Annotated in this window: 18 protein-coding genes; 14 read left to right on the top strand and 4 right to left on the bottom strand. The window is 62.7% G+C overall.

Annotated elements, in window-relative coordinates; genetic code table 11:
- Nucleotides 1-138: 138 nt before the first annotated feature.
- From BLS08_RS17290 to BLS08_RS17280, 3 genes are read left to right on the top strand one after another with little or no spacing between them, the layout of a single operon-like run.
- Entirely contained in the window at nt 139-1,512 is a 1,374-nt protein-coding gene (locus BLS08_RS17290) for an MATE family efflux transporter (protein ID WP_017678774.1), read from the top strand.
- Nucleotides 1,499-2,536, top strand: a complete 1,038-nt coding sequence (locus tag BLS08_RS17285) for a sensor domain-containing diguanylate cyclase (RefSeq protein WP_017678773.1) — start codon at nt 1,499-1,501, stop codon at nt 2,534-2,536. The genes BLS08_RS17290 and BLS08_RS17285 overlap by 14 nt, the downstream gene beginning before the upstream one ends.
- 17 nt (nt 2,537-2,553) lie before the next feature.
- The gene (locus BLS08_RS17280) at nt 2,554-3,009 is read left to right on the top strand and encodes a DUF2214 family protein (protein ID WP_017678772.1); all 456 of its coding nucleotides are present in this window, start codon (nt 2,554-2,556) and stop codon (nt 3,007-3,009) included.
- Nucleotides 3,010-3,145: 136 nt separating this feature from the next.
- Here the strand turns inward: BLS08_RS17280 and speA are convergent, their stop codons facing one another.
- The 4 genes from speA to BLS08_RS17260 form a co-directional block, all read right to left on the bottom strand.
- Complete coding sequence (gene speA / locus BLS08_RS17275) at nt 3,146-5,059, bottom strand: arginine decarboxylase (protein ID WP_017678771.1); 1,914 nt, start codon at nt 5,057-5,059, stop codon at nt 3,146-3,148.
- A gap of 121 nt (nt 5,060-5,180) precedes the next feature.
- The gene (locus BLS08_RS17270) at nt 5,181-5,552 is read right to left on the bottom strand and encodes a translation initiation factor Sui1 (protein ID WP_017678770.1); all 372 of its coding nucleotides are present in this window, start codon (nt 5,550-5,552) and stop codon (nt 5,181-5,183) included.
- Between the two features lie 409 nt (nt 5,553-5,961).
- A complete protein-coding gene (locus BLS08_RS17265; protein ID WP_017678769.1) occupies nt 5,962-6,510 on the bottom strand; it encodes an NUDIX hydrolase in 549 nt (182 codons plus the stop codon).
- Nucleotides 6,510-7,571 (bottom strand): DUF2333 family protein, encoded by a 1,062-nt coding sequence (locus BLS08_RS17260; RefSeq protein ID WP_017678768.1) that lies wholly within the window; start codon nt 7,569-7,571, stop codon nt 6,510-6,512. The genes BLS08_RS17265 and BLS08_RS17260 overlap by 1 nt, the downstream gene beginning before the upstream one ends.
- Nucleotides 7,572-7,828: 257 nt before the next feature.
- On the opposite strand from BLS08_RS17260, the gene BLS08_RS17255 reads away from it, so the two are divergent.
- The 11 genes from BLS08_RS17255 (at nt 7,829) to prmA (ending at nt 24,353) form a co-directional block, all read left to right on the top strand.
- Complete coding sequence (locus tag BLS08_RS17255; RefSeq protein ID WP_017678767.1) at nt 7,829-9,451, top strand: response regulator; 1,623 nt, start codon at nt 7,829-7,831, stop codon at nt 9,449-9,451.
- Nucleotides 9,452-9,735: 284 nt separating this feature from the next.
- A complete protein-coding gene (locus tag BLS08_RS17250) occupies nt 9,736-12,309 on the top strand; it encodes a calcium-binding protein (RefSeq protein ID WP_017678766.1) in 2,574 nt (857 codons plus the stop codon).
- 124 nt (nt 12,310-12,433) lie between these two features.
- Complete coding sequence (locus tag BLS08_RS17245) at nt 12,434-14,164, top strand: type I secretion system permease/ATPase (RefSeq protein ID WP_017678765.1); 1,731 nt, start codon at nt 12,434-12,436, stop codon at nt 14,162-14,164.
- 8 nt (nt 14,165-14,172) lie between these two features.
- On the top strand, nt 14,173-15,480 hold the full coding sequence (locus BLS08_RS17240) for an HlyD family type I secretion periplasmic adaptor subunit (RefSeq protein WP_026088755.1): 1,308 nt from the start codon (nt 14,173-14,175) through the stop codon (nt 15,478-15,480).
- A 69-nt stretch (nt 15,481-15,549) separates the two neighbouring features.
- On the top strand, nt 15,550-16,821 hold the full coding sequence (locus BLS08_RS17235) for a TolC family outer membrane protein (protein WP_017678763.1): 1,272 nt from the start codon (nt 15,550-15,552) through the stop codon (nt 16,819-16,821).
- A gap of 104 nt (nt 16,822-16,925) precedes the next feature.
- Nucleotides 16,926-18,890: a methyl-accepting chemotaxis protein gene (locus BLS08_RS17230; RefSeq protein ID WP_017678762.1), complete on the top strand. Its 1,965-nt coding sequence runs from the start codon at nt 16,926-16,928 to the stop codon at nt 18,888-18,890.
- Between the two features lie 168 nt (nt 18,891-19,058).
- A complete protein-coding gene (gene dsbD, locus BLS08_RS17225) occupies nt 19,059-20,846 on the top strand; it encodes a protein-disulfide reductase DsbD (RefSeq protein WP_017678761.1) in 1,788 nt (595 codons plus the stop codon).
- 168 nt (nt 20,847-21,014) lie between these two features.
- Nucleotides 21,015-21,461: a type II 3-dehydroquinate dehydratase gene (gene aroQ, locus BLS08_RS17220; RefSeq protein WP_017678760.1), complete on the top strand. Its 447-nt coding sequence runs from the start codon at nt 21,015-21,017 to the stop codon at nt 21,459-21,461.
- Nucleotides 21,462-21,511: 50 nt separating this feature from the next.
- Nucleotides 21,512-21,973, top strand: a complete 462-nt coding sequence (accB, locus tag BLS08_RS17215) for an acetyl-CoA carboxylase biotin carboxyl carrier protein (RefSeq protein WP_017678759.1) — start codon at nt 21,512-21,514, stop codon at nt 21,971-21,973.
- A 17-nt stretch (nt 21,974-21,990) separates the two neighbouring features.
- Nucleotides 21,991-23,346: an acetyl-CoA carboxylase biotin carboxylase subunit gene (accC, locus tag BLS08_RS17210; protein ID WP_017678758.1), complete on the top strand. Its 1,356-nt coding sequence runs from the start codon at nt 21,991-21,993 to the stop codon at nt 23,344-23,346.
- A gap of 128 nt (nt 23,347-23,474) precedes the next feature.
- Complete coding sequence (prmA, locus tag BLS08_RS17205) at nt 23,475-24,353, top strand: 50S ribosomal protein L11 methyltransferase (RefSeq protein ID WP_017678757.1); 879 nt, start codon at nt 23,475-23,477, stop codon at nt 24,351-24,353.
- The last annotated feature ends 29 nt before the right edge of the window (nt 24,354-24,382 follow it).

The following is a 24,382-nucleotide window of genomic DNA, read 5'->3' as shown; positions in this document are numbered from 1 at the left end:
AGAGACTATCAACTATAGCCGAGGCGCCCTGCCAACGACGAGCCGTGCAGACGAATTCGCCAAGCCACTCACAGTCCTGAGGCGATGTGCGACCACCCCGGTGCTGTGCCTATAATCGGCGCTTTGCCGGAGCCGCCCATGTCCGCCCTGCTCGATGCCTGGCGCCACACCCCGACCCAGCGCAAGGTCTGGGCACTGGCGGCGCCGATGATTCTCTCCAACCTCTCGGTGCCGCTGGTGGCGCTGGTCGACACCGCCGTGGTCGGCCACTTGCCGCATGCCCACCAGTTGGCTGCCGTGGCGGTGGGCGGCAGCCTCTACACCCTGCTGACCTGGGCCATGGGCTTCCTGCGCATGGGCAGCACCGGTTTCGCCGCCCAGGCTGCAGGCCGCGGGGATGGCAGCGCCCTGCGTCAGGTACTGGTGCAGGGGCTCGGCCTGGGTGTACTCCTGGCCTTGCTCCTGGGCCTGCTGGCTTTGCCCTTCAGTAATGCCGCACTGAGTCTGATGCAACCCTCGGCCGAACTGGATCAACTGGCGCGCCAGTATTTCCAGATCCGTCTGCTCGGCCTGCCCGCCAGCCTGGCGACCTATGCCCTGATCGGCTGGCTGCTGGGCACGCAGAGCGCCCGTGGTCCGCTGGCCATCCTACTGACGGCCAACCTGATCAACGTGGCGCTCGACCTGCTGTTCGTGCTCGGTCTCGAATGGGGTGTAGCCGGCGCGGCCTGGGCCTCGGTGATAGCCGAATGGAGTGGCGCCCTGCTCGGCCTGTGGCTGGCCCGCGGTGCACTCGCACACTATCCTGGCCGCCTCGACAGTAGCGCGCTGAAACGCTGGAGCAACTGGCGTCCGTTGCTGGCGGTCAACCGCGATATCTTCATCCGCACCCTGGCGCTACAGTTGGTGTTCTTCCTGATCACCGTGAAAGGCACGCGCCTCGGCGATGCCACGGTGGCGGCCAACGCGCTGCTGCTCAATGGCCTGACGCTGACCGCCTACGCCCTCGACGGCCTGGCACATGCCGTCGAGGCCCTTTGCGGCCACGCGCTGGGCGCGCGTGATCGCGCTGCGCTGCGCCGTTCGCTGCTGGTGGCCGGTGCCTGGTCGCTGCTGGCCAGCGCCGGCTTCGCCCTGTTCTTCCTTTTCGGCGGGCACTGGTTCGTCGGCATGCTCACCAATATCTCCGAAGTGCGCGAACTAGCGCTAAACTTCCTACCCTACCTCGCGCTGTTGCCGCTGCTAGCGGTGTGGAGCTACCTGCTCGACGGTCTGTTCATCGGTGCCACCCGAGCCCGAGAAATGCGCGACGCCATGCTGATTGCCCTGGCGCTGGCCCTGCCGCTGGGCTGGGCTCTGCAGGCGCTGGGCAACCACGGCTTGTGGCTGGCCTTTCTCGCCTTCATGGGGCTACGGAGCCTAGTGCTGGCTGGCTATGCTTGGCACTTGAGTCGTCGCGACCAATGGTTCCCCCCACTGCCAGCAGGAGAGACCGCCCATGCTCAGCGCTGAGCTGCCGCACAACGAAGTACAACGTCAACAGGCCCTGGAGCGCCAGGACCTGCTCGACACCCCGGCCGATCCCTACCTGGACACACTGACCCGTATCGCCCGTGAACTGTTCGCGGTGAGGACGGTGCTGATCAGCCTGATCGACAACGACCGGCAGTGGTTCATGATCCGCCAGGGCCTGGAACTCGCCGAGACCCCAAGGTGCATCTCCTTCTGCGCCCACGCCATCCTGCAAGACGACGCCCTGGTGATCGAGGACACCCACCTGGACTTTCGCTTCGCCGACAACCCGGTGGTGCTGCAATCGCCTTTTATCCGCTTCTACGCCGGCCAGCCGCTGCATGACGAAGACGGCCAGACCCTCGGCACCCTGTGCCTGATCGACCCGCAGCCGCGCGGCTTAGATGTCTGCGAGCGGCGCCAGCTGCGCGACATGGCACAACTGGTGGAGGGCTATCTGCGCCTGCGCCACAGCTCGCGCCAGGCCGAACAGCTGCGCGCAGCACTGAGTCGCGCGCAGCGCAAGGCCATGCTCGACGCGCTGACCCAGCTGTGGAATCGCGCCGGCCTGCTGCACTTTCTGCCCCAGCAGCAGGCCGCGGCCGAACGCACCGGCCTGCGCCTGGGCCTGCTGTTCTGCGACCTCGACCACTTCAAGCAGGTCAATGACCGCCATGGCCACGCCGCTGGTGATCAGGTGCTGTGGCAGAGCGCACGACGCCTGAGCGCGGCGGTGCGCCCGCAGGATGTGGTCGCCCGCAACGGCGGCGAAGAATTCGTGATTCTCGCCCTGGTACACGACAGCACCGAACTGCTGCAGATCGCCGAACGCATGCGCCTGGCCATCGCCGAGCCGGCCATGGAGCTGGACGGCGCCCAGTTGAGCCAGACCGCCAGCGTCGGCTGCGCCCTGCTGGCGCCCGGCGAAACCGCCGCCGACGCCCTGGAACGGGCCGACCAGGCGCTGTACCGGGCCAAGCGCGGCGGTCGCAATCGCTGCGAATTCGCCGCAACCGATAAATAACCCGCAAGGAGCACTCGATGGCCGCCGCACTCGTCGCCTATCTGCATTTTCTGGCGATCTTCGCCCTGTTCGCCCTGCTCAGCATCGAACACGTGCTGTTCAAGGCGCCGCTGGATCTGTCCCGTGCGCGCAGCCTGATGATCACCGACCTGGTCTACGGCATCTGTGCCGGTCTAGTGCTGGCCACCGGTGTCGCCCGCGTGCTGTGGTTCGGCAAGGGCGCCACCTATTACATGGGCAACAGCCTGTTCCATGCGAAGTTAGGGCTGTTCATCCTGGTTGGCCTGCTGTCGATCCTGCCCACGGTGGTGTTCATCAAATGGCGCAAAACCGTGAAGGCAGGTCAGGTGCCCGCGCCCAGCGCTCGGCAGGTACGCCTGGTGACCTGGAGCATCCGCATCGAACTGCTGCTGTTGCTGGTGATACCGCTGCTGGCGACGCTGATGGCGCGCGGTTATGGCGTCATTGGCTGAACCGAGAGACGCAAAGCATCGCCGCTGAAGCGCCTCCCACAGAGCAGCACCGTAGCCCGGATGCAATCCGGGAACGATGTCCGACGTTGCACCATCCCCGGATTGCATCCGGGCTACCGGAGTTGCCGCAGGCGGTTTACGACGCCAGGTAGGACGAGCGGGTCAGTCCCAGGCGCAAGGCATCGAGGAACTGCGTACGCTCGCGGGCGCTGATCTTGGCGCTGGCCACCTTGTCGCGGTAGTGGGTCATCAGCTCTTCCGGCGACAGGTGCACGTAGCGCAGCATGTCCTCGATGGTGTCGTGGGTCTCGATGCCGGCATGCACCACGCTGCCATCGGCGCCCTGGTAGATGTTCACCGAGTCGGTATCGCCGAACAGGTTGTGCATATCGCCAAGGATTTCCTGATAGGCGCCGACCAGGAAGATGCCCAGCACATAGTCCTCACCCTCGCGGATCTCGTGTACCGGCAGGCTGGTCTCGATCGACTGCTCGTCGACGTACTGACGGATCTTGCCGTCGGAGTCGCAGGTCAGGTCCTGCAGCACGGCGCGGCGCAGCGGCTCTTCGTCCAGGCGTGACAGCGGCAGGATGGGCAGAATCTGGCCGATGGCCCAGGTGTCCGGCAGGCTCTGGAATACCGAGAAGTTGCAGATGTACTTGTCGGCCAGCTTGTCGTTGAGCTCGTCGAGCACCGCACGGTGCGAGCGCTGACGCGCCTTGAGCTGGTTGTGCAGGCGACGGCAGATGGCGAAGTAACACTGCTCGGCCAGCGCCTTCTGCGCCAGGCTGAGCTTGCCAGCCGAATACTGCGCAGCCACTTCCTCGATGTAGTGGGTGGCGCGCCAGTAGGTCTCGGCGACCATTTCCGGGTCGCTGTCTTCCAGTAGTTCGATCAGCACCTGCAACACTTCCGGCTGCTCGACGCTGGCGTCGATCTCCGGCACCTTGTCGTTGTGCCGCTCGACGTCGGTGACCTGCACCAGCAGCACGGCATGGTGCGCGGTCATCGCCCGGCCGCTCTCGGAGAAGATGTGCGGATGGGGGATTTCCTGGCGGTCGCAGAACTCCTTGAGCATGTCGACCACGGCATCGGCGTAGTCCTGCATGTCGTAGTTGATCGAGCTGGCATTGCGCGAATGGGTACCGTCGTAGTCCACACCGAGGCCACCGCCGACGTCGATATGATCGACCGGCAGGCCCATGGCGCGAAGCTCGCCGTAGTAGCGGATGGCCTCGCGGAAGCCCTTGCGGTAGTCGGCGATGTTGGCGATCTGCGAACCCATGTGAAAGTGCAGCAGGCGGATGCCCTGATCCAGCCCGGCAGCGCGGAAGCGCTCCACCACCTGCAGGATCTGCGCTGCGGACAGACCGAACTTGGACTTCTCGCCACCGGTGTCGGCCCACTTGGAAGATGCCAGCGAGGACAGGCGCACGCGCAGGCCGATCTGCGGCGCGACCTTGAGGTCAGCGGCCTCCTCGATCACCAGGGCGACTTCCGACTCTTTCTCGATGACGATGAACACGTTGTGGCCGAGCTTCTGCCCCATCAGCGCCAGGCGGATGAACTCGCGGTCCTTGTAACCGTTGCAGACGATGGTGCCGCCCTTCGGCGCCAGCGCCAGCACGGCCAGCAGCTCGGGCTTGGAGCCGGCTTCGAGGCCGATGGAGACGTTCTGCGTGGCGATGATGTTCTCGATCACCGCTTCCTGCTGGTTGACCTTGATCGGGTACAGCGCGGTGTAACGGCTCTGGTACTCCAGGCGCTCGATACTGGCGTCGAAGGCACCGGTCAGGCGGCGCACGCGATCTTGCAGAATGTCCGGGAAACGCACCAGCAGCGGCAGCGACAGGCCGCTCTGACGCAGCTCGTCGACCTGCTGATAAAGATCGATGGGCTGGCTGTCCGGCCCATTGGGACGCACTTCGATACGTCCGGCATCGTTGATCGAAAAGTAACCGGCGCCCCAATGGCGAATGCCATAGACACTACGGCTATCGGCTACGGTCCATTGGCTGCCGTCGTCTTTGCGGGTGCGTCGTGCGGACATCGGGTTCTCCCATGAGAAAAGCCTGACCTTGCTGGCGGCCAGTTTAGAAATTATGAAAGCAAGATGACGTTTGCTCGGCGGTTGACCGTACTAACGTCATCGAAGTTTAGAAAAGGGCTTATCAGCCGCCGGACTTCTTCGCGGTAAACCCGCGTTTGCTCAGCTCGGCCAACAGCAGATCGACGTGATCACCCTGAATCTCGATCACCCCGTCCTTGAGTGCGCCGCCGGTGCCGCTGCGTTTCTTCAAGGCGCTGGCCAGCTCCTTGAGCGGCTCCTCGGCCAGCGGCACGCCGCTGACGGTGGTGACGGTCTTGCCGCCACGGCCCTTGGTCTCACGGCGCACACGGGCAATACCGTCGCCATCGGGAATGCGTGTCTGTTTGCAGATGCAGGCATCCACCGCCTGGTTGCAATCCGGGCAATGGCGACCGCCATCGGTGGAATAGACGAGACCGCTCAGGGCGGAGAATGAAGAGGCTTTCTTGACCACCGGCTTGTCCTCGTAGGGGTCAGGATAGCGACTGGCTGAACGGGTTCAGCCGCGAAGCCCCACTCAGGCAGGGGCAGCGCAAGCGGACAGACGTCCGCCGAAAAGGCCGCGCAGTGTAACGGCAAAGGCCGGGCTTGCTAAGACCAAATTTGCGTCATTGTGCGGCACTTTGGCGACGCCGTTCGCCATCGCGCACGGCACGCTCGAAATCCGCGACGCCGCTGGGTGCGCCGTGCGCACCAAGGCCCCCTGTTCGAGGTGAAGGCGCACCCTACGAGCCAAGCTCGACGAAATACAAGTGCCGACACAAACACCCTCTCCCGCCCTTCGGGCCCCCTCGGCTTGGGCATCCTGCGTCGCCCTACCTCCTGCATCCATGCAGTCGTCTCCCATAAATGAGAGAGGGACATCAGCTAGCCGCAAGCGGCCTGTTTATGTAGCGCTCCAGCGCCGCCAGCGAATCGGGGCAATAGGACAGACGATGGGTTTCTTCCAGCGCCTGCTCGACGCTGATAAAGCGCGCTTCCAGTACTTCTTCCGGCTGCAACACCAGCGGCGCATCGGATACCGCCGAATAGGCCATGCACCACAGGCGACTTTCCGGAGCGTCATAGAGAAAGTGCGCATGCTCGACCAGGTCGGCATCGACGATGCCCAGTTCCTCGGCCAATTCACGCTCAGCGGAGAGGCGGTAGTCCTCGCCTTCGAGCACCATGCCGCCGGCCGCCACGTCCCAGTAACCGGGATATAGCGCCTTGCTCAGGGTGCGCCGATGCACACACAGCAGACCGGCCGTGTTGAACAGGAGAATGTAGGTGCCACGCCCGATCAGCCGGCGCTCGCGCATTTCGGCCCGGGAAACACCACCCAGTGGCCGATCGTGTTCGTCAACCCAGGCCACCCGCTCGCGGTCGGAGGCAGCACGATGCGCCGCCTCCGCTGCCGAAATGGCGACCATCAACCCTGGCTCAGCAACTGACGCAGATCGATCATGCCGGCATTGGCGCGGGAGATGTAGTTGGCCATCACCAACGAGTGGTTGGCCAGAACACCGTAACCGCTGCCGTTGAGGATCATCGGGCTCCACAGGGTGGCCTGCGCGGCCTCCAGCTCACGAATGATCTGGCGCACACTGACGGTGGCGTTCTTTTTCGCCAGCACGTCGGCGAAGTCCACCTCGATGGCGCGTAGCAGATGAGCCAGCGCCCAGGCCTGGCCGCGAGCCTCGTAGAACACGTTATCGATCTGCAGCCAGGGCGTCTCGTAAACGCCGCCTTCACCAATCAGCCCGGACTCTTCGGCATCGCTGCCCACCTGCAGTTTCTCGTTCAGGCGCACCTGACCCACGCTGGCGGACAGCCGCTGGGACAGCGAGCCAAGACGTGTGCCGGCATCACCCAGCCAGTTGTTGAGGTTGTCGGCACGCGCATAGAACTGCGCGTTTCTCTGCGCCGGGTCGGCCAGACGAGCGAGGTAGCGGTCCAGCGACTTGATGCCCTCGCGATACTCGGACTCGGACGCCGGCAACGCCCAGCTCTTGTTGTCGAAGTGAAAACGCGGCTCGGCCTTGGCCAGGTCCGGGTCCTCGGTGGACTGCGACTGCGAACGGGCGAAGTCCTTGCGCAGCGCACGCGAGAAATCGCGTACCTGCACCAGCACGCCGTATTCCCAGCTCGGCATGTTGTCCAGCCACAGACCGGGTGGCGCAAGATCGTTGGACAGATAGCCGCCCGGCTTGTCGAGCAGCGTGCTGGCGACCTGCTTGAGGGTTTCCACCGAGGTGTAACCGGTGACCATCTGCCGTTGCGCCTGCTGCGCCGAATTCTGCGCATGCTGCTGGACCTGGAAGGCAGACGGTTCCTGACTCCAGTACCAACCGACCACCAAGGCGATCAGCAGATAGACACCGATCAGGCCGCCCAGAGCTCGGGCAATCAGGCTGCCGCCACTGCGACCGCCCCCTGAGGTCTTGGCGGCGCCGTCTTGCGAGTTCGTCGCGCGATTCTTCCAGTCCAGCATGGCAGTGTCCTTTTCAAGCGAATTCGAGTGTTCGACCACAACCCGACCAACGGGTTGCGACCTGCTACGCACTATAAGGCAAGCCCACAGCAAAACGCAGGGCAGAGGGGCAAACTTACCGCTGGTAAGGGAAAACTACATTTCTGTCGCTTATTCGACAGAAATACCGACGCCAATTGATCGACGGCAATGTCAGCGCCTCCAGCAAGTGATAGCATCAAGCCACCACTGACTTAACCACCTATAGAAGTCGGCCCATGACCGAGCACCCGGATCCCAGTCGAGATCGCCTCAAGCACCATTTCGCCCAGCGCGTGATTCACCAGGCACGCCAGGTGCTGGAAGTCTGGCAGCGCCTGCAACGCAGCGAATGGAACGATGCCGGCATGGCTGAGCTGACCGAGGCCAACCTGCGCCTGCTGCGTTACGCCGAGCGCTTCGAGCAGATCGAGCACGCGCAGCTGGCGCAAAGCATTGGCGTCAGCCTCGATGAAGTGGTGGAAAATCGCGGTCGCCTCAACAGCACGTTGATCGCCCGCCTCAATCAGGCCATGCAGCGCTTGTCGAGAACCGGTCTGCGTCATAGCGATGCCTTCGAACAGACCTTCCTGCCACCACTGCGCAAACCGGTGTACCTGGCCCTGCAGGATGCCCAGCGCGCCGAGCGTCTGGCCCAGCAACTGGATTTCTTCGGCCTGGCGGCGCAGGCCCTGAGTGATGAGCTCGCCTTCCGCGCCGCCATCAGCGAGCGCCACCCGGCTGCCATCGTCATGGACGTCGATTTCGCCGGCGCCGGTCTGGAACTTGCCAACTCGGTGCAAGAGGGTCTGGAGCAGAAGATTCCGCTGCTGTTCTTCAGCCACTGCGATACCGACACGCCAACGCGCCTGGCCGCAGTGCGCGCCGGTGGGCAGGAGTTCTTCACCGGTTCGCTGGACGCCTCCAGCCTGCTCGAACGTATCGAGGTACTGACCCACGTCTCGCAGTACGACCCGTACAAGGTGCTGATCGTCGACGACTCAAAGGCCCAGGCGACCCATACCGAGCGCGTGCTCAACAGCGCCGGCATTCTCACCCACACCCTGACCGAGCCGATTCAGGCGATGGACGCGCTGGCCGAATTCCAGCCAGACCTGATCATCCTCGACATGTACATGCCCGACTGCAACGGCACCGAACTGGCCAAGGTGATCCGCCACAACGACCGTTACGTCAGCGTACCGATCATCTATCTGTCGGCCGAGGACGACCTGGACAAGCAGCTCGACGCCATGAGCGAGGGCGGCGACGACTTCCTCACCAAACCGATCAAGCCACGCCATCTGATCGCCACCGTGCGCAACCGCGCGGCCCGTGCACGCAACCTCAAGGCGCGCATGGTGCGTGACAGCCTGACCGGCCTGTACAACCACACCCATACCCTGCAGCTGCTCGAAGACGCCTGCTTTCGCGCCCGTCGCGACGAGCAGCCGCTGGCCTTCGCCATGCTCGACATCGACCACTTCAAGAAGGTCAACGACACCTATGGCCACCCCATGGGCGACCGCGTGATCAAGAGCCTGGCGCTGTTCCTCAAGCAGCGCCTGCGCAAGACCGACCACATCGGTCGTTACGGCGGCGAGGAATTTGCCGTGGTGCTGCCCGATACCGATGAGCAATCAGCGCTCAAGGTGCTGGAAGAGATTCGCCAGCGCTTCGCCGAAATCCACTACCCGGCCCAGCCGCAGGACCTGTCCTGCACTTTCAGCTGCGGCATCGCCATGCTGCAACCGGGCCTGGATGGCAACGCACTGTCCAAGCGCGCCGACGAGGCGCTGTACAAGGCCAAGCACGGTGGTCGTAACCGGGTGGAGCTGTACGGGGATCGCACAATGCGCTAACCCACCTTTTCACACCATAAGCAGAATTATAAAATCCGGCGCATCACAACTAGCCGTACCCGGCTTCGGTCTTCTGCGCGGTCCTACATTCGGCGGCCATGCAGCCATAGCGAAGCGTTACGCCACTGGATTCGTGAAGCATCGAAAACAGCGGACTGTTTGCCAGGTACTGAGGCTCGCCCTGCTTGTCTAGCGCCAACATCTGACACAGGCATGCCCGAAGGCAGGGCCCACGTCGGAGCCCTTCATGCCGACATATTTAATTCAAGGAAGAATGTTCTCAGATGGCAATAATCAAGACCAACGACAATTTCGCACTGCTTACCAACATCATCGATGCCCTGAACTACAGCTTCAATGGCAACGCCAATAACGGCTATGTAGACGGCATCACGGGCGCCCTTGCCCTCCAAGCCTATCAGTTAGAGACCCGCAAGGTTTCCTGGGCCAGATTTGACGACTACAACCCATTCGTGGGAACGCCTGCAAACCTCTCGGCGAAAGTGCTCTATCGCTACGACACTACGAAACTGCTGGACGAGAATAAAAAACATATCGGCTGGGTCAACGGCTCCCGTGAGATCAAGCTGACCGACAGTAATCACTCATCCAGCTACAACAAGCTTTCCCTGAACGACAACTACGCGACGAAGAATATCGCCGGGCAGCCATTGTCCCAGACCACCATCAAGAACAACGCCAACGCAGACATTGCCCTTGCCCGGGGCTATGGCAGCGACAAGAGCCTGTCCATCACGAAAGCCAAAGCGAGCTATTCCAACAGCGAAACCTCGATAAACGGCAGTCAGACTTTTTCGGACACGATTAATTTCGTGGGGCAGGCCAACTACCAATCCACTGGTGCCCTGCAGACGCTCACCATCAACACCTACAACAAAACCCATAACGAGAAACTGACCGAAAAGAGCGGAGCGACCCAGACCACTTCTTCTTACTCCTACAGCCTCTCCTTGAGCAGCCAGCTAGGGCTGACCTACGACGCCCTGACTGGCACGTTCAAGCCCGGCAGCAAGCTGGACAGCCTCAAGTTCAATGGCCAGAGCCTCTATGCCGACGGCATGAGCAACTCCGGTTCCTATCAGGCTAGCGCCATGGCCCAAACCACCTTGGACGAGCTAGCTGATTACCTCTCATACCGGACTATTTCTCAGGTTGACCTGCTAATGGCCCTGCTGAGCGGCGACGACGTCATTACCGGCACCGACAAGCGTCATAACTGGCTCTTCGGTGGCGCTGGCAATGACAAGATCACCGGCAATGCGGGCTCAGACGAACTTTATGGTGGCGACGGCGATGACCAACTATTCGGCCTGGCTGGCGACGATCAACTATATGGTGGTGCCGGAAACGATCTGCTTGACGGCGGCAAGGGTCTCGACATCATGGTCGGTGGGGACGGCGACGACCTCTATGTCCTTGATGACATCCGCGAATTGGAGTGGATCAACCGGGATCACGAGAACACCTACCATGACGCTGGCAACGACACCCTGCGTATCACCTTCAAAGGTAGCAGCAACTCCGCTCCGGCAGTGATCGACCTGAGCGCGGTTAACCTGCTTGAAGTGGAAAACGTACAGATCGCCAGCAGCGGCCTGTTCGAGATAATCGGCAACGATGCCAATAACGTTCTCGATGCCGGCAAGACCGCCAGCATCCTTCGCGGCGGCAAGGGTAACGACACCTACCATGTGACTCACAGGGATGCTCAGGTGCACGAAAACGCCGGCGAAGGCTGGGACACGGTCATCTCCTCCGTTCACTTCACTCTCGGTGCAAATCTTGAAGAGCTTATCCTGACTGGCAGGGCTGCCCTAAACGGCACGGGCAACGCACTCAATAACATCCTGCGGGGCAACGACGGCAACAATATCCTCGACGGCGGCGCTGGTATCGATACCCTGATTGGAGGCAAGGGCAACGACACCTATATCGTCAGAAACATCGGTGACATCGTGGAGGAAAAAGACAAGGAAGGCACCGATACGGTCAAGGCCCATGTCAGCTACGAACTCACCGACCACGTCGAGAACCTGATTCTCGAGGGCAGCGACCATCTCGACGGCACCGGAAACGGGCTGAAAAACGTCATCACCGGCAATTCCGGCAACAACGTCCTCGACGGCAAAGGCGGTGTCGACAGAATGATCGGCGGCAAGGGCGACGATACCTATATCGTCGACCTGATCGTCAAGGGCACAGGTACCAAGGCCACGGTCGCCCTCGAAGACAGCATCGTCGAGAAGAAAGGTGAAGGCGAGGACACCCTGCAACTACGGGTCAGCCAGGATGTCCTGGACAAAATGGCGGACGCCAGCAAAGCCACCACCCTGATCCTCGGCGCTAACCTGGAAAACCTTGACGCCAGTGACACTCAAGACCTCTGGCTCAACCTGACCGGCAACGCGCTGAACAACGTGATCCGGGGCAACGCTGGCGACAACATCCTCAGCGGCGGTGCCGGTGACGACACTCTCTATGCTGGTGAGGGCGGAAAAAACGTGCTGATCGGAGGCGCCGGAGCGGACATCATGCATGGCGGCGCAGGCGACGACACCTTCCGCTTCACCTCACTCAAGGATCTCGGCATCGGCGAAGGCAAGCAGGATGTGATTCATGGTTTCAATGAGGCAGGAGTGGACAAGCTCGACTTCAGCGCGCTCAAGGGCTGGAGCTTCAAGGAAGATGGCGTTATCACTGGCACCAAGCAGCTCTGGGCCGCGCATGACGGCAGTGACCTGATCCTCTACGGCAACAGCAGTGGCAACCTCGACGCTGACTTTTCCATCAAACTGGTCGGTGTAAGCGCACTAAGCGTGGATGACTTCATCGTCTAGAACCTAACCAACCGCCGGCTCCATCCCCGATGGAGCCGGCGCGACAAAGGTGGCAAACTGCCCGGCCGCCGACCAACCCGCCACCAAGTTCTTCGCCGCCCCCTCGACGCTCCGGACTCCCACCATGCTGCGGTTATCGCAAACCGACCTTGAACGCACCCTGCTCGCCTGTCGTACGAGCTTTTTCGCGGTGGCGCTGTTCAGCCTCTTCATCAACCTGTTGATGCTGGTGCCCTCCTTCTACATGCTGCAGGTCTACGACCGCGCAGTGGGTAGTGGTAGCGAAGCCACGCTGCTGATGCTGACCCTGATCATGCTGTTTCTGATGATCAGCCTGGGCGCCTTGGAGTGGGTGCGCTCACGTATCATGGTGCGCGTGAGTACCCGCCTGGAAAACGATCTGGGCGCCCGCCTCCACGACGCAGGCTTCAAGCTGGCACTGGACTCGGGCGGCGTGAAGGCCACCACCCAGCCGCTCAGCGACCTCAATGGCCTGCGCCAGTTTCTCACCGGCAATGGTCTTTTCGCCTTCTTCGACGCACCCTGGCTGCCAATCTATCTCGCCGTGATGTTTATCTTCCATCCCTGGTTCGGCTGGCTGGGGCTGGTCAGCTCACTGCTGCTGATTGCCCTGGCCATGCTCAACGAACGCCTGACCCAGGCTCCCCTGCAGCAGGCAAATCGCGAACAGTTGCTCGCCACCGACCTTACCGGCAAGAGCCTTAACAATGCAGAGGTCATCGCGGCCATGGGCATGCTGCCCAACCTCCGCCAGCGCTGGCTACAGCAGGTGCACAAGGTTCTGCTTCTACAGAGCAGCGCCAGCGATCGTGCCGGCGCGATCAGCTCTCTGTCGAAAACCTTCCGCCAATTGGTGCAATCGCTGATCCTAGGCCTTGGCGCATACCTGGCGATCAACCATGAGATCAGCGCGGGCCTGATGATCGCCGGCTCAATCCTTCTAGGTCGGGCCCTAGCCCCCATCGATCAGATGATTGGCGCCTGGAAGGGCTTTATCGGCGCCCGCTCGCAGTACGCGCGCCTGCATGAGCTGCTGGCCAAGGTAGCGCAGGAGCCCGAGCCCATGCCGCTTCCCAGTCCACTGGGCAGCATTGCCGTAGAAAACCTTCACGCTGGTGCCCCGGGCAGCTCCCGGCCGGTCATCAGGAATATCAACTTTCAGGTCACACCGGGCACCGCGGTCGGCATCATAGGTCCGAGCGGCTCGGGCAAGTCGACCCTGGCGCGCGCACTACTCGGTATCTGGCCAGCACTGGAAGGGCATGTTCGCCTGGATGGCGCAGACGTTAGCCAATGGCGCCGCGAGGAACTGGGCCGTCACCTTGGCTATCTACCGCAGGACATCGAGCTGTTCGAGGGCAGCATTGGTGACAACATCGCCCGGCTGGGCGAGCTGGATGCCGAGGCCGTCGTGGAGGCGGCACGACTGGCAGGAGTGCACGAGCTCATCCTGCAACTACCGCAAGGCTATGACACCCGCATCGGCGCAAATGGCGGCGGTCTTTCTGGCGGACAGCGCCAGCGTATCGGGCTGGCCCGGGCACTATATGGAAATCCCAGGGTGCTGATCCTCGACGAGCCGAACTCGAACCTCGACGAGGCAGGGGAAAAGATGCTTGCTCAGGCACTGCAAAGCATGAAGCAGCGCGGTAGCACCCTCTTCGTCATCACCCACCGCCCCAATGTGCTGGCGCAGCTCGACAGCCTGATCGTGATGAACGCCGGCGAAATGCCCCTATGCGGCCCCCGCGACAAAGTGCTCAAACAGCTGCAGAGTAAGCCAGAGCCCGGCATCAGCGGCCCTCGGCTCGCCGACCCTCAGCAGCCGACATGAATAGTCCCATGACCCCTAGCCACACCCTCCCCCCATTGCCCATCGACGATAAGCCGATCCGGCGCCTGGGCTATGGCATTCTCTTCGTAACTTTTGGCCTGTTCGGCGGCTGGGCCACTCTGGCACCACTGGATGGCGCCGCGCTCGCCCCCGGGGTGGTTACGGTCAAGAGTTATCGCAAGACCGTGCAGCATTTGGAGGGAGGCATCGTCCATGCCTTGCATGTGCGTGATGGCGACCCGGTCCAGGTCGGCGACGTTCTTCTGGAGCTAGACGACAGCCAGCTCCGTGCAGAGTTCGAGATGGTGCGCAGCCAGTTGATCGCGCTATTAGCCCAGGAATCCCGACTGCAGGCCGAGCAGAAGACTCACGACGGCGCCTTGCCAGTGCCCGATTTCGCCCCCGGCGATCCCCGCATCCGGGAAGCGATGGCCAACGAGGAGCAGATTTTCCAGACCAGACGCAGCAGTTTGTCCGGGGAAGTAAGCATTTTTGAAAAAAACATAGTGCAGCTTGAGGCGCAGATCGAAGGCCTCCAAGCCATGGTCTCCAGCAAGCAAGAACTGGCCAGTTCCTATGCCGAGGAGATTGCCGATCTGCGCGCACTGCTCGCAGAAGGCTTCATCGACATCCAGCGCCTGCGGGATCAAGAACGCAGCTTGACACGCCTTCGTAGCGAAATTGCCGAGCATCGATCGGCAATGGCCCAAGCACGTTTGCGTATAAGCGAGACGAGGCTGCAGATTCTGCAACTGACCAAGGCCTTTTACAGCGAAGTGGCCAGCCAGCTCGGCGACACCCATACCCGCGTGCGGGATCTGCGCGAGCGCCTCGCAGCCATCCAGAGCCGGCTCGAGAGGACGCGGATCGTGGCGCCGGAATCTGGGATGGTGATAGGCCTGAGCGTGCACACGGTTGGCGGGGTGATCGGCGCCGGCACGCCATTGCTGGACATAGTGCCTGCTGAAGCGGAGCTCGTCGTCGAGGCACGCATAGCGCCAACTGACATCGACAGGGTAGCCATAGGCCGCAATGCCGATATTCGTTTCAGCGCCTTCAAGAGCAGCACCACCCCGGTGATCGAAGGACTACTGACACATATCTCTGCCGATCGCTTGATCGATACGGACACAGGTATGCCTTACTACCTCGGTCGTCTCGAGCTGACCGAAGAGGGCCGGACGACCCTCGGGGGGCTAACCCTGCTGCCAGGCATGCCGGCGGAAGTGCTGATCAACACGGGCGAACGCACGCTACTCAACTACTTGATGCAGCCTGCCGGCGATGCACTGGCCCGCTCACTGATCGAGGACTGAAGCGTGCGCACCTCAATATTCAAGCTATCGGTCCTTGGGCTCTGTGTTCTGACGCACACGAGCATCGCCATGGCCACCAGCACGCCCGTCGACCTATGGGACCTGTATATCGAAACCCGTAACGCGGACCCCAGGATACTCAGGGCGGGGGCGCTTGAAAAAAGCAGCGAAGGGCGCCAACGCGAAGCACTGGGCCGCCTGTTGCCGCAACTCGGCGGCAGCGCCAGCGTCAATCGCAGCCAGCGCGAGGACGACCTCGCCCGCAGCCACTACAACGGCCAGGCCTATTCACTCGGATTGAGCCAGTTGCTCTACGCACCCCAGGCGTGGCGCAGCTACCAGAAGTTCTCTGCCCTCACCAGACAGAGTACGTTCGAATACGAGGAAGCTCGCGTACAGGCGAGCATTGACCTCGCCGAGCGCTACTTTGCGGTATTAGCGGCAGAGGACGAGTTACGCCTGGTTCAAGCGGAACTGGACGCAACAGCACGCAACCACGTACGGACTGAAGCACTGTTTGCGAAGAAAATGGCCAGAGTCACGGATGTGCTCGAGCTTAAGGCCCGCGTGGACCTACTGAAAGCACAGGCCATCGAAGCGGCCAACCAGATCGAAATCGACCGGGAAGCAATTGCCGAACTGATCGGACGCTCTCTGGAACAGCCACTGAAACGGCTCGCCGCGCAGCCAGACTTCCTCCCACCGCAACAAAGCCAGGAATTCTGGGTCGAGACCGCTTTGCGCAGCAATCCGGCCCTGCTGGCGAGGGAGCAGGCACTGGACGCGGCGCATGCTGCACTGGGCGAAGCGAAGGCCGAACACCTACCAACCCTGGCATTGGACCTCAGCGCTCAGCGCAGCGATATCGGCTACGAAGGAACTGCAACGCCCCGCTCGGATACCTACGTTGCATCCCTGGGCGTGCAGATCCCCCTTTACAGTGGTGGCTCGACCCAAGCCAGGGTTGCCTCACTGCATGCGGAACTCGATGCGACTCAGCACGAACGCGAAGCCCTGCGCCGGCAGGTAGTACGAGAGACGCGCACGGCTTACCTCAACCTTGAGGCCAGCCTGAATCGCGTGACAGCCTTGCAGTTCGCCCTTGCCTCCGCCGAGCGCTCACGCACTGCGACCGAGCAGGCCTTCAGCTACGGGGTAATGAACGCCGTAGATGTCCTGAACAGCATCGAGATGGAGTTTCGCGCCAAACGGGATCTACTGCAGTCGCAATACCACTACATCACCAGCTTGTTAGTCCTGTATCGCTGGAGTGGGCGACTCAGCGATACCGACATACGCCAGGTGAACAGCTGGCTGACAGCCTCTCAGCCAAACCGATAGGTACTGGCGGCCCCGCAGAACGTGACGCATCTCACAGCGTCATCAGCCTGTAACCAAACCGCAATAAGCTCGCGGGCATCGTTCAGTCGTCGATCGAGCCCGTCATGCGCCTCAAGCTGCTCACCAACCTAAACACCCTGCTGCTGGTCACCGTCTGCGTTGCGCTGGCGGCGACGCTCTGGTGGTCGCAGCGCGCGTTGCAGCAACCGGTGCAACTGATGGAGCGCTACCTGACGCTGTCCCAGCAGTTCCAGCGCGAGGTGGCCGACAACATTCAGGCCTACCTGGCCGGTGGCAACGCGGTGCAACACAGCAGCGCGACCCAGGCCATCGACGCCTTCGACGAAGCCCTCGAACAACTGCCGCAACAATTGACCACCGAGCTGCGTCCAAGCCTTGAGCAACTGCGCGACTTCAGCGCCAATCAGCTGCTGGCGGCCGGCAAACTGGCCGGTGATCCGCAGGGGCTGCTGTTGCAGGCCGAACGCGAGATGCTCGCCGCGCTGGAACAACTGACCCAGTACGTCGCAGATGCCAGCAGCCCCGCCGCCGGTGACTACCGCAAACCACTGCAGGAAGCCGGTTCGCGCCTGCTTAGGCTGGCCCACGCCCGCGAACGCTTCACCAGCCAGGGTCGTAGTGAGCTGCTCGGCGACGTCGAACGCGAACTCAAGGCTCTTGCTCAACAGGCAGAGGCGCTGGATAAGTTGCCGCTACTCGGCGTGCAGCAGGCCGACAGCTCTGCCAGCGTCGGTTTCGCAGCACTGCTAGGCCTGGATGAAACACAGCAGGAACAACAGGCGCAGGATCGTGGCGTCGAGCTGAAACGCGAACTGAGCACCCTGGTACGCCGCTACCCCAGCGAACTGCAGCGCACCCGCGAGCTGGTCGAGCAACGTCAGCAACTGGCCGTAACCACCACCGAACGCGTGACCCAGGTGCAACAGGCACTGGCGGCGCTGGAGCCTCTGGTAAAAGGCGAATACGCGCGCATTCAGGGCGAGGTGCGGCTGATTCAAGGCCTGATGATCGGTCTGATCCTGCTGATCGCCCTGCTCATCGACCGCATCCAGCGGCGCCTGTCACAGGTACTCGAGCGCCTGGTACCGGCGCTGTCGCAATGGGCCAAAGGTGATTTCGCGACGCCGATCAGCATCAATTCCCGCACCCGCGAGCTGCGCGATATCGAAGATTCGCTCAATCACCTGCGCCGCTATCTGGTGGAGCTGGTCGCCAGCATCCGCGGCCACGCCGAGCATGTCGCCGGCTCCAGTCGCACCCTGGCCGACCTCAGCGGCGGCCTACATGGCGGAGCCGAACGCCAGGCCGGCGATACCGCCCTGATCCGCGACGCATTGAGCGAGCTGGAAGCGACCATCGGCCAGGTCGCCCAGGATGCCAGCCAGACCGCCGACGCCAGCCGCGACGCCGACCGCGCCCTGGTCCAGGGCCAGCAGGTCATCGGCCAGAGCCTGGAAGGGCTGCATGCCCTGGTCACCGAGGTACAGGGCAACGCCCAGGCCATCGAACGTCTGGCCGACGAGACCGCCACCATCGGCAGCGTGCTGACGGTGATTCGCGGCATCGCCGAACAGACCAACCTGCTCGCCCTCAACGCCGCCATCGAGGCCGCGCGCGCTGGCGAGGCCGGCCGCGGTTTCGCCGTGGTCGCCGACGAGGTGCGCTCACTGTCGCAGCGCACCGGCAGCGCCACCGCGGAAATCCAGGATGTCATCGGCCGCTTGCAACAAGCCGCGCATCAGTCGGTACAGGCCATGCGTGCCCAGGTCGAACACGCCGAAGCTACCGCGGGCAAGGCCGAAGCGGCCGATGGTGCACTGGACGAGATCGTCAGCGCCATACGCACCATCGCCAGCATGGCCGGGCGTATCGCCGAGGCCACCGCGCAGCAGAGCAATGCGGTCAGCGAGATTCGCGAACACGGCGAACGCATCCACCAACTGGGCGACGACAACCTCGGCCTGATCGCCAACGGACGCAGCGAGAGTGAACGCCTGCTGCACCTGGGTGGCCAGTTGCACAGCGCCGTACAGGCGTTTCGCGTCTAAGCGCCTGCGACACGGCAGCGCAGGCTTGATCTGCACGGGAACTCGACAAGGCCGGCCTTCTCCAAGGTTCCGCTCATCTCCGGCAATCGACGCCCCGGCGCGGCGACGACGATACGGGTGAGCGCTTTCCGGTATCATGCCGCCACCTTTCGCCGAGATATTCGCCCGATGTCACTGCGTCGACTGCTGCTTCCCCTGCTTCTGCTCTGCCTGAGCCTGCCCGCCAGCGCCAACCTGTTCGACCAGCGCCCTGCCGCCTCGCCGATTGGCGCACCGCTGAACAACAGCAGCGATTTCCTGCCGGTGCGTGAAGCCTTCAAGCTGAGCCTGGTGAGCAGCGATGCACAGGCAGTGACGCTGCGCTTCGTCGCGGCCGAGGGCTACTACCTCTATCGCCATCGCTTCAATTTCAGCGTCGAACCGGCGGACCTGGTGCTCGGCGACGCCGAATTGCCAGCAGGCGAGGCCAAGCACGATGAATTCTTCGGCGATGTCGAGGTGTACTACGGCGTGCTGGATATCCGTGTGCCGCTGGACAACCCGGATAACCGCCCGCTGCGCCTGCAGGTCGGCTATCAGGGTTGCGCCGACAAGGGCCTGTGCTATCCGCCGGAAACCGAATATATCGAGATCGGTGATATGCCTGCCGCCACCAGCGGTGATGTGGCGCCGGTCGCGACAGGCTGGAACTGGAAAGAGCTGGCGCTGTTCTTCCTCGGCGGTCTGGCGCTGACCTTCACCCCCTGCGTGCTGCCGATGCTGCCGATCCTCTCCGGCGTGGTGCTGCGCGGCCAGTTGGGCGGCCTGCGCAGCCTGACTCTGTCGCTGGCTTATGTCCTGCCGATGGCCGCCTGCTTCGCCATTCTCGGCACGCTGATGGGGCTGTTCGGCGCGGGCCTCAATCTGCAGGCTCGCCTGCAATCGGCTTGGGTATTGGTGCCTTTCGCCGCCTTCTTCGCCTTCTTCGCGCTGGCCATGTTCGGCCTGTTCGAGCTGCGCCTGCCACGTTTCATCAGTGAACCGCTGGATCGCCTGGCAGGCAAAACCCATGGCGGCTCGCATCTGAATGCAGCCCTGCTCGGCGTGCTGTCCAGCCTGCTGGTCAGCCCCTGCGTCTCGGCACCGCTGGCCGGTGCCCTGCTTTATATCAGCGCCAGTGGCGATGCCCTGGGCGGCGGCCTGAAGCTGCTCGCCCTCGGCCTCGGCATGGGGACGCCGCTGGTGCTGTTCGCCGTTGGCGGTGGTGCGCTGCTGCCGAAAACCGGTACCTGGATGGTCACGGTGCGCAATGCCTTCGGCGTGCTGCTGCTGGCCGTTTCGGTCTGGCTGCTCGAGCGCGTGCTGCCGGGCAGTCTCAGCCTGGCCCTGTGGGGCCTGCTGGCGGGTGGCGTGGCAGTATTCCTCGGCGCGCTGGAGTTCGGCCCCAAGACGCATCGACAAAAGCTCGGCCAGATCGCCGGCCTGGCGTTGCTGGTCTATGCCCTGGCCGCCTGGGTCGGTGCCCTGCAAGGTGCGAGCGATCCGCTTAAGCCGCTCGGCCAGTTGCAGGCCGGTGCCAGCCAGAGCAGCGCCAAGAGTGGTGCCTGGCAAACCCTGAGCAGCCCCGCCGAACTGGACGCCGCACTGGCCGAGGCCAAAGCAGGCGGCCAGCCGCTGCTGCTGGATTGGTACGCCGACTGGTGCATCAGCTGCAAGGTCATCGAGCGCGAGGTGTTCGGCAATGCCGAAGTGGGCAGCAAACTGGCCGGCTGGCGCCTGATCCGCTTCGATATCACCGAAAGCAACGCCGCCCAGCGCGCCCTGCTGGACCGTTACAAGTTGTTCGGCCCACCTGCCATCCAGTTGTTCGCCGGCAATGGTGACGAATTGCTCGATCTGCGTGTCGTAGGTGAGGTCAATGCCGCCACCTTCGTAGGGCGCCTGGATCAGGCCAGCAACCGCCAGGCAGGTCGTTGAACGCTGGCAACGCGATCATCGCCGGTTCTTTGCGAATGCCCTGGCAACGACCGAAACCAACGCTATAGTCATATTTCTGCCGCAAACGGCAGGCATCGTGTCGACTATTGCTGACATCGCGCAGCTGCGGCATAGTCCTGCGCAGCCTGAACAACAAGGAACGCGACCATGGCCACCCTACTGGTGCTGCACGGCCCCAATCTGAATCTGCTGGGCACCCGCGAGCCCGACAAATATGGCGCCACCACCCTCGCCGAGATCAATCAGGATCTGGAGCAGCGCGCCCGCGAGGCTGGCCATCATCTGCTGTACCTGCAGAGCAATGCCGAGTACGAACTGATCGACCGCATTCACGCCGCAAAGGGTGAAGGTGTCGACTTTATCCTGATCAATCCTGCCGCTTTTACCCATACAAGCGTCGCATTACGTGACGCATTGCTGGCGGTGAGCATCCCATTCATCGAAGTGCACCTGTCCAACGTGCACAAGCGTGAACCTTTCCGCCATCACTCCTATTTTTCCGACGTTGCAGTAGGGGTGATCTGCGGCCTTGGCGCCAGCGGTTATCGGCTGGCCCTGGAAGCGGCACTCGAACAACTGGCCGGGCGCGCCTGACGCGTAGCCTGGTAGACAAGTCCTACCTCACCTCTGGGAGTTGACCATTCATGGATATCCGTAAAGTCAAGAAACTGATCGAGCTGCTGGAAGAGTCCGGTATCGACGAGCTGGAGATCAAAGAGGGCGAAGAGTCCGTACGCATCAGCCGTCACAGCAAGCAACCGGCCTATGCCCCGCAGCCGATGTACGCGCCTGCACCGGCTCCGGTCGCTGCGCCTGTCGCTGCAGCTGCTCCGGGCGCTGAAGCCGCCCCGGCTGCCGCCGCGAAACTGAACGGCACCGTTGCTCGCTCGCCGATGGTCGGTACCTTCTACCGCGCTGCTTCGCCGACCTCGGGCAACTTCGTCGAAGTCGGTCAGACCGTGAAGAAGGGTGACATCCTGTGCATCGTCGAAGCGATGAAGATGATGAACCACATCGAAGCCGAAGCCAGCGGCGTGATCGAGTCCATCCTGGTGGAAAACGGCCAGCCGGTTGAGTACGACCAGCCCCTGTTCACCATCGTTTGATGCCCGGGGAGCCTGCAATGCAGAAGCTGGAAAAAGTCCTTATCGCCAACCGTGGCGAGATCGCCCTGCGTATCCTGCGTGCCTGCAAGGAGCTGGGTATCAAGACGGTGGCCGTGCACTCCACCGCCGACCGCGAACTGATGCACCTGGGCCTGGCCGACGAGTCCGTCTGCATTGGTCCGGCAGCCGGCGCGCAGTCCTACCTGAACATCCCGGCGATCATCAGCGCAGCTGAACTGACCGGCGCCACGGGCATCCACCCGGGCTACGGCTTTCTCGCCGAGAACGCCGACTTCGCCGAACAGGTGGAAAACTCCGGTTTTGCCTTCATTGGCCCGACCGCGAGCGTGATCCGCCTGATGGGCGACAAGGTGTCGGCCAAGGAAGCCATGATCAAAACCGGCGTACCGGTGGTTCCCGGCTCCGACGGCCCGCTGCCGGAAGACGAGGAAGAAGCGCTGCGCATCGCCCGCGAAGTGGGCTACCCGGTGATCATCAAGGCCGCTGGCGGCGGCGGTGGTCGCGGCATGCGCGTGGTACACAAGGAAGAAGACCTGATCAAATCGGCCAAGCTGACCCGTACCGAAGCCGGTGCAGCGTTCGGCAACCCGATGGTCTATCTGGAAAAATTCCTCGGCAACCCACGCCACGTCGAAGTCCAGGTGCTGTCCGACGGCCAGGGCAACGCGATTCACCTGTACGACCGTGACTGCTCGCTGCAGCGCCGTCACCAGAAAGTGATCGAAGAGGCTCCGGCCCCGCTGATCGACGAGAAGGCCCGCGCCGAAGTGCTCAAGCGCTGCGTCGATGCCTGCGTCGAGATCGGCTACCGTGGCGCCGGCACCTTCGAGTTCCTCTATGAAGACGGTCGTTTCTACTTCATCGAGATGAACACCCGCGTTCAGGTGGAGCACCCGGTCACCGAGATGGTCACTGGTATCGACATCGTCAAGGAGATGCTCAGCATCGCCGCTGGCAACAAGCTGTCGATCAAGCAGGAAGACGTGAAGATCCTCGGTCACTCGGTCGAGTGCCGGATCAACGCCGAAGACCCGGACAACTTCATGCCCAGCCCCGGCAAGGTCAAGCATTTCCATGCTCCGGGCGGTAATGGCGTGCGCGTCGATTCGCACCTGTACAGCGGCTACAGCGTCCCACCGCACTACGACTCGCTGATCGGCAAGCTGATCACCTTCGGCAAGGACCGTGACGAGGCCATGGCCCGCATGCGCAATGCTCTTGACGAGATCGTGGTCGATGGCATCAAGACCAACGTGCCGCTGCACCGCGACCTGACCCGCGACAAGGGGTTCGTCAAAGGTGGCGTTAACATCCATTACCTGGAAAAGAAACTGGGTATGGACAAGCACTGAGTCCTGACTCACTGCATCACAGGGGCTGCCTTCGGGCGGCCCCTGTCGTTTCAGCGGCCGAACTGGCAAGCCGCCCGCCCCTTCAAGTAAGCTGCGCGGCCAAACGCGCGCCCTTCATGAGGTTTTCCATGCCCTGGTTACAAGTCCGTCTCGCCATCACTCCTGAGCAGGCAGAAACCTACGAGGATGCCCTGCTGGAAGTCGGCGCCGTATCGGTAACCTTCATGGACGCCGAAGATCAGCCTATCTTCGAGCCGGATCTGGGCACCACCCCGCTGTGGTCGAACACCCACCTGCTGGCCCTGTTCGAGGCCGACACCGACGAAACCGCACTGCTCGCCCACCTGCAACTGCTGTGTGGCGGCGCACTGCCGGAGCATCATGTCGAGCGCATCGAGGATCAGGACTGGGAACGCAGCTGGATGGATGGTTTCCAGCCCATGCGCTTTGGCCAACGCCTGTGGATCGTGCCGAGCTGGCACGCCGCGCCGCAGCCGGACGCGGTCAATCTGCTGCTCGATCCGGGCCTGGCCTTCGGCACCGGCACCCACCCGACCACCGCACTGTGCCTGGAATGGCTCGATAGCCAGAATCTGGACAACTGCAGCGTGCTCGACTTCGGTTGCGGCTCGGGCATCCTCGCCATCGCCGCCCTGCTGCTCGGCGCGCCGCAGGCAGCGGGCACCGATATCGACCCGCAGGCGCTGGAAGCCTCGCGCGACAATGCTTCGCGCAACGGCATCGATCCGGCGCGCTTCCCGGTGTATCTGCCTGCCGATCTGCCACAGCAGCCTGCCGACGTGGTCGTCGCCAACATTCTCGCCGGCCCGCTGGTTTCTTTGGCACCTCAGATCACCGCGCTGGTCAAAGGCGGTGGACGCTTGGCGCTGTCGGGTATCCTCGCCGAACAGGCCGAGGAAGTCCGCGCCGCTTACGCAAGTACCTTCGACCTCGACCCAACGGCCGTCAAGGACGGCTGGGTGCGCATCAGTGGCGTCAAGCGCTGAACCGCGCGCAGTCGTTGCGTTAGACTAGC

Source organism: Ectopseudomonas chengduensis (genome assembly GCF_900102635.1).
Taxonomy (GTDB): Bacteria; Pseudomonadota; Gammaproteobacteria; order Pseudomonadales; family Pseudomonadaceae; genus Aquipseudomonas; species Aquipseudomonas chengduensis.
Note: the sequence above shows the minus strand (reverse complement) of the source record. Positions and strands in the feature narration are given on the sequence as shown.

Coding starts and splice junctions, on each gene's coding strand:
- BLS08_RS17290 (WP_017678774.1), top strand. CDS start 139: ATGTCCGCCCTGCTCGATGCCTGGCGCCACACCCCGACCCAGCGCAAG.
- BLS08_RS17285 (WP_017678773.1), top strand. CDS start 1,499: ATGCTCAGCGCTGAGCTGCCGCACAACGAAGTACAACGTCAACAGGCC.
- BLS08_RS17280 (WP_017678772.1), top strand. CDS start 2,554: ATGGCCGCCGCACTCGTCGCCTATCTGCATTTTCTGGCGATCTTCGCC.
- speA (WP_017678771.1), bottom strand. CDS start 5,059: ATGTCCGCACGACGCACCCGCAAAGACGACGGCAGCCAATGGACCGTA.
- BLS08_RS17265 (WP_017678769.1), bottom strand. CDS start 6,510: ATGGTCGCCATTTCGGCAGCGGAGGCGGCGCATCGTGCTGCCTCCGAC.
- BLS08_RS17260 (WP_017678768.1), bottom strand. CDS start 7,571: ATGCTGGACTGGAAGAATCGCGCGACGAACTCGCAAGACGGCGCCGCC.
- BLS08_RS17255 (WP_017678767.1), top strand. CDS start 7,829: ATGACCGAGCACCCGGATCCCAGTCGAGATCGCCTCAAGCACCATTTC.
- BLS08_RS17250 (WP_017678766.1), top strand. CDS start 9,736: ATGGCAATAATCAAGACCAACGACAATTTCGCACTGCTTACCAACATC.
- BLS08_RS17245 (WP_017678765.1), top strand. CDS start 12,434: ATGCTGCGGTTATCGCAAACCGACCTTGAACGCACCCTGCTCGCCTGT.
- BLS08_RS17240 (WP_026088755.1), top strand. CDS start 14,173: ATGACCCCTAGCCACACCCTCCCCCCATTGCCCATCGACGATAAGCCG.
- BLS08_RS17235 (WP_017678763.1), top strand. CDS start 15,550: ATGGCCACCAGCACGCCCGTCGACCTATGGGACCTGTATATCGAAACC.
- BLS08_RS17230 (WP_017678762.1), top strand. CDS start 16,926: ATGCGCCTCAAGCTGCTCACCAACCTAAACACCCTGCTGCTGGTCACC.
- dsbD (WP_017678761.1), top strand. CDS start 19,059: ATGTCACTGCGTCGACTGCTGCTTCCCCTGCTTCTGCTCTGCCTGAGC.
- aroQ (WP_017678760.1), top strand. CDS start 21,015: ATGGCCACCCTACTGGTGCTGCACGGCCCCAATCTGAATCTGCTGGGC.
- accB (WP_017678759.1), top strand. CDS start 21,512: ATGGATATCCGTAAAGTCAAGAAACTGATCGAGCTGCTGGAAGAGTCC.
- accC (WP_017678758.1), top strand. CDS start 21,991: ATGCAGAAGCTGGAAAAAGTCCTTATCGCCAACCGTGGCGAGATCGCC.
- prmA (WP_017678757.1), top strand. CDS start 23,475: ATGCCCTGGTTACAAGTCCGTCTCGCCATCACTCCTGAGCAGGCAGAA.